The sequence below is a fragment of the Nocardia sp. NPDC005745 genome, assembly GCF_040630775.1.
GTDB lineage: Bacteria > Actinomycetota > Actinomycetes > Mycobacteriales > Mycobacteriaceae > Nocardia.
In genome coordinates, this window is sequence record NZ_JBEXYF010000066.1 from 7,837 (window position 1) to 12,623 (window position 4,787).

At 68.9% G+C, this 4,787-nt stretch carries 6 protein-coding genes; 5 read left to right on the forward strand and 1 reads right to left on the reverse strand.

Translation table 11 applies throughout. The features are described 5' to 3' along the window. Positions 1-139: 139 nt before the first annotated feature. The 5 genes from ABZ420_RS35325 (at position 140) to ABZ420_RS35345 (ending at position 3,986) form a co-directional block, all read left to right on the forward strand. Positions 140-790 carry a hypothetical protein gene (locus ABZ420_RS35325; protein ID WP_357132348.1) on the forward strand — a complete coding sequence of 217 codons (651 nt, stop codon included), beginning with the start codon at positions 140-142 and terminating at the stop codon, positions 788-790. Between the two features lie 13 nt (positions 791-803). Further along, positions 804-1,535: a hypothetical protein gene (locus tag ABZ420_RS35330; RefSeq protein ID WP_357132351.1), complete on the forward strand. Its 732-nt coding sequence runs from the start codon at positions 804-806 to the stop codon at positions 1,533-1,535. A gap of 64 nt (positions 1,536-1,599) precedes the next feature. Continuing rightward, entirely contained in the window at positions 1,600-2,202 is a 603-nt protein-coding gene (locus ABZ420_RS35335; protein ID WP_357132354.1) for a TetR family transcriptional regulator, read from the forward strand. 264 nt (positions 2,203-2,466) lie between these two features. After that, the gene (locus tag ABZ420_RS35340) at positions 2,467-2,640 is read left to right on the forward strand and encodes a hypothetical protein (RefSeq protein ID WP_357132357.1); all 174 of its coding nucleotides are present in this window, start codon (positions 2,467-2,469) and stop codon (positions 2,638-2,640) included. A 293-nt stretch (positions 2,641-2,933) separates the two neighbouring features. Then, on the forward strand, positions 2,934-3,986 hold the full coding sequence (locus ABZ420_RS35345) for an AraC family transcriptional regulator ligand-binding domain-containing protein (protein ID WP_357132360.1): 1,053 nt from the start codon (positions 2,934-2,936) through the stop codon (positions 3,984-3,986). 51 nt (positions 3,987-4,037) lie between these two features. Here ABZ420_RS35345 and ABZ420_RS35350 read toward each other — a convergent pair whose 3' ends face one another. Next, complete coding sequence (locus tag ABZ420_RS35350; RefSeq protein ID WP_357132364.1) at positions 4,038-4,628, reverse strand: hypothetical protein; 591 nt, start codon at positions 4,626-4,628, stop codon at positions 4,038-4,040. Between the last annotated feature and the right edge of the window lie 159 nt (positions 4,629-4,787).

A 4,787-nucleotide genomic window follows, 5' to 3' on the forward strand; every position in this document is an offset into this window, starting at 1 on the left:
CACATTTTCTCAAGCTGACCTACCGTTTAGTCGGTAGGCCCGCTGTACGAGTCTTCGCCCGACGAAGCTCGCTGACCCGAGGACTCTTTCGATGACAATCAGGAAGATCGCCTGCGCGAGTGCGCTCCTGGCAGGTGCAATGGCTTTCACGCAGACTGCCGCCCACGCCTCGCCCGAGATCCGGTCGCCCGGTGTCGAGTTCCGCGCTGCCCTGGTCGACGATGCCGTGGTCACGACCGTCGCGGACGGGCACTTCGCGTTCGACACGGCGACCACCACACTGCTGCTGCGCGACGACGCGGGGCAGATCCTCGACCGACTGCCGCTGTCGGCGCGGGTCGACGGTATGCCCGTAGGGCTCGCCTACCAGATCTCCGACGACGGTCACACGGTGCGCCTGCGACCCGATCTGACCGGTGTCGACCGCGCCGCGGTGCGTCCGGTGGCGTCTGCGTTGGAAAACCAGCTGGCGACGAACGACCTGATCAATGCCGTGAGCGTCTCGACGTCGGTCGGTACCCTGATCGGCACCGCCATCGGGGCCGCCATCGGTATCGGGATCGGGGTGGCGGTCGCAGGCGCCACCTGCGCGGCCATTTCGGTGGCATGCGTGGTCGCCGTGCTGCCGGTGTTGAGTATCGGTGCCGCCGCGGGCGGCGTGATCGGGATGATCGCGGTGGCCGGTCCCTCGGTCGCCGTTGCGCTCTACGACTACGTAACGACCCTCAACGGCGCGCCGGGCACCAGCAGGTACGCACCGGATCTGTCCCGTCCGGCGACGCAGCGATGAGCGGAGCGCGGTGATGAGAGTGATCAGAGGTGGCCTCGGGACGGTGGCCCTCGCGGCGGCCGTGCTGGCGACGATCCCCGCGCCGTCGCACGCGACACCCGACGCCACGGTGCGTTACGGCGTCGCGATCCTCGACGGCGCGGTAGTTCTGTCGCTGCGCGCGGGCAGTGTCGCGCCCGCGGCGGGCGGCCACGGTGTCGATGTCTTCGACAGCGGGGGCATGCGCCTCGAGACGCTGCCGACCGCCTACACACGGGACGGCGTGTCGTACCCGGTCGCGACGCGGGTCGGCGACGACGGGCGCAGTCTGACCCTGAAACCGGTCGAGACCGATCCTCGGCCGGTGGCCGGCGCCCTGGAGAATCAGCTGGCACTCGGCGACTTCGCCACCGCCATGTCGGTCGGGCCGACGGTCGGCCTGATCGCCGGGACCGTCCTCGGCGCCGTCATCGGCGCGGCGGTCGGAGCGAGCACCTGCCTGGTCGTCGGGCCGGGCTGTGTGGCCACGTTGCCCGCCGCCATCGGCGCTTTCGCCGGCGCCGGCGGTGTGGTCGGCGGTGTGGTCGGCGGTACGGCCGGTCTGCTCGCCGGTGGATGGAAGTATCTGACCACCCTGCAAGCGGCCCCCGGTACCAGCCCGTATGCCAACAGTGACGGCCTCCAGGACCCGAACGGTGCAGGCGTACCCAACTCCCCGCTGCGGTTGCCCGGTTTGCCCGCGCTGCCGCCCACCGGGTCGGGATAGGTCGCGCACCCGACCGCCGATCCGGCCGATTTTGTACAGTGGCGACGGATCGAAGGAGATTCGGATGGCACGCACAGCGGTCGCGACGCACGCGGGACGAACGGCCCGCGAGCGCATCCTCAACAGCGCGCTCGCGGTGTTCGCCGAGCGCGGCTACGCCGGATCGTCGCTGCACGCCATCGCCAAGCGGGCCGGATTGTCCCGGCCCGGACTGCTGCATCACTTCCCGGACAAGATGTCGTTGCTGCTGGCTGTGCTCCAGCAACATGACGAGTCCACCGACTCCTTCGTCGACGACCTCACCCTCCCCGAACTGCTCGCGCGGGTCGTCGCGACGACCGAGCGCAATCTCGTATCGCGCGAGGTGATCCGGCTGGCACATGTGTGCGCGCTGGCCACCGGCGAAGGTGCCGAAGTGGCGGCGCGGTGGTCGCGCCGACGCATGGCACAGATGCGCGCCGACTATGTCGCGCTCGGACTCCGAGCCAGGGAGCGCGGCGAGATCTCCGCGGACGTGGACATCGACACGATCGTCGCCCTGATCATCGCGGCCTTCATCGGCCTGGAACACCAGTGGCTGCTCGACGAGAGTTTCGACATGGTGTCGGCGATGCGCGCGTTCATGGCCATGGTGTCCGCCGATCTCGGCATCGCGTCGCTGAGCTGACAAGGGCCTCGGCCTGTCGTGCCGCCGGATCGAGCTGGACGGTCAGGAGGCTCATCTCCTGATTCTGGGTCGCGATCATGGCGCGGGCCGGCAGCTCGACCGGTCCTGTCGCGATCTGCTCGCAGGCGGCCTGCGCCATGAGCGGTGCCCCGCGATGATGCCTGCGCTCGACGGCAGGAACTGACGCTCGGCTCGAATGCCGCGCGCCGAGTTCAGCGCGTCCGGTTCGCGATCGGCGGTACGTCCCGGTGGCGATGAGCGGCCATGTCCTGGATGAAGGCGATCCCCGGTGGCGAGGAAGATCGGGGCGGACGCGCTGCCGGCGGGGACGATCAGGGGCGCGCGGCGGCGGTGTCCATCAGCAGCACCGCGAGTGCCGTTCAGCCGGAGGTCGAGGTAGTCGGATGGCCCGCCGGACGCCCCGTCGCGTCGATGTGATGTCGATTACGGGCCGTGGCCTGCGCGCGAGCGGGTGCGGACCCGATTTCCTCCAACTGGTCGGTTGACCAGCTCGGATGCGAAGCGGTCCTGCCGAACCAGCGAGACCGTCGCTGCCCAGGCGAAGGACACCATCGCCGCTACGCCGGCGATACGGCCGATCTGGACTATCGTCGCGGGTGGTCGATCGATTCTCGGCGCACAGGGGCGTGCACATCCCGAGTTGGGTCGCTGCGGTCGAGTCGCCGTCCCCCGCCGCGTACGCGGCGTTCACTCAGCATCGAGGTCACAGTATGCGGCACCTTTCCCGGCAGGGGTCCGTCGATGGATCGGTAGACGACGTCGTTCCCCCGATCATCCTGACCGGCGTGATCGACATCGGCCGACGCCACGATGTCGCGATCTCGCCGTGGTTCGACGGCGTCGACATCGCCGCAACGGATCCGGCAGTTCTGGGTTCCGCGCGGATGTCGTTGCAGCAGAACGCGACCGTGCTCGCTCGCGCACTCGATGCCCTGCCGCAGGGGCCACTGGGACTGCGCGTGGGAGGTCGCGATGTCCTGGTCTCCACCGGGATGCTGGGGGTGGCCCTGAGTGCGTGCGAGACCATCGCCGAAGCGCTGACCCTGTGTGCAGAACTCCATCGGGCCGGAGGATCGTTGGTCGATCCCGGATTCGAGATCGACGCCGACGAGGTCGCGATGACGGTGACGCCCCGGATTCCCGATCCGAGGCTGACCGCGTTCCTGATCGAGGAAGCATTGGCCTCGACAGTCGTCTTCCTTCGAACGATGCTCGGCACCGACCTGAATCCGATCGCGATCGAATTCCCCTACGCCGCCCCCGCTTACGCACCTATGTACTACCGTGTCTTCCGTAGCGCGGTCACCTTCGAGGCCGACTCCGCTAGCATCTCGTACCCCGCCTCGATTCTCGAACGCGCTCTCCCGTTCGCCCACAGGCCCACCCGTGAGGCGGCCAGCGAGGCCTGCCGCCGGTTGCTGCGTGGCCCACACGAGCGTTCCGAAATCATCGCTGCGATCGAAGCGCTACTCGACCGGTACGGCGTCCTGATGACTGCCGCCGACATCGCCCGCCATCTGCATGTCAGCGAGCGCACGCTTCGCCGTCGATTACACTCCGCCGGAGTCAGTTTCAGTAGCCTACGGGACAGTGCACGCGAACGACGCGCCACTCTGCTGCTGCGGGAGTCCGGATCGACCATCGAGGCGATCGCGCGCGAAACAGGTTTCCGTTGCGGTCGCGACTTCCGCCGTGCCTACTACCGCTGGACCGGGAGTTCGCCCAGCGCGGTCCGCCGCGGTGGTGTCACCGAACCGCTGTGAGGCGGCGGCGCAGCCCACCGCGCCGAGCCGCGCCGCCTGGTTGGGCGATATTTACGGCGTTGGTGCCAGAGCGCCGACGATCGCGCCGATACCCGCACCGATGACGCCACCGATCGTCGCGCCGGTACCGGCGGCGGCGGCCCCCGCGACGGCGCAGCCGGCGAGCGTGCCCGCCGCGCCCACCGCGCAGCCGACGATCAACCCGAGTACCCCGCCGATGGCCGAACCGATGGCCGATCCCATGGCGATGGCGGCGGGAATGGCCATCAGGCCGATCTCGTCGGCGGTGACGACCGGCGCCACCGGGACATCGGAAGGTGCGACCCGGGTGACCGGTGTCAGGCGCGCGGAGTGATTGTCGTAGTCCACCGCCAGTGCCACGACGGTGTCGTTGACCGGCAGGGCCAGCGGAACCTGGAGGACCAGGGCGCCGGCATCATCGACCAGCTCGAGCGCGTTGCCCGCCACACGGAACTGACCGGAGTCGACCTCGGCCACGACCGACCTGCCCTCGTTGCGGACCGTCCATTCGATGTCGCGCTCGGCGGTATTCGCCGAGGCGGTACCGGACACCGCGGCGATCGCCGCGACCGCGGCGGTACCGACGACCAGGGACCGCTGGATACGACGCATGATGTGCATCTCGTGTTCTCCATCTACGTGACGACCCGATACGGGTTCGTCGAGGTGTGCGAACCATTCTGCTGCGCGGCCACCGCACCGTCACTGCGATGACGGCGGTCCGTCGGCCGAATTCACCGTAGAGAGCACGATCGTGAGACAGCGACCTCTGCGCCCGCA

Excerpts from the sequence above, each read along its gene's own strand:
- ABZ420_RS35350 (WP_357132364.1), bottom strand. The coding sequence starts at position 4,628 with ATGCACATCATGCGTCGTATCCAGCGGTCCCTGGTCGTCGGTACCGCC.
- ABZ420_RS35345 (WP_357132360.1), top strand. The coding sequence starts at position 2,934 with ATGCGGCACCTTTCCCGGCAGGGGTCCGTCGATGGATCGGTAGACGAC.
- ABZ420_RS35330 (WP_357132351.1), top strand. The coding sequence starts at position 804 with ATGAGAGTGATCAGAGGTGGCCTCGGGACGGTGGCCCTCGCGGCGGCC.
- ABZ420_RS35325 (WP_357132348.1), top strand. The coding sequence starts at position 140 with ATGGCTTTCACGCAGACTGCCGCCCACGCCTCGCCCGAGATCCGGTCG.
- ABZ420_RS35340 (WP_357132357.1), top strand. The coding sequence starts at position 2,467 with ATGTCCTGGATGAAGGCGATCCCCGGTGGCGAGGAAGATCGGGGCGGA.
- ABZ420_RS35335 (WP_357132354.1), top strand. The coding sequence starts at position 1,600 with ATGGCACGCACAGCGGTCGCGACGCACGCGGGACGAACGGCCCGCGAG.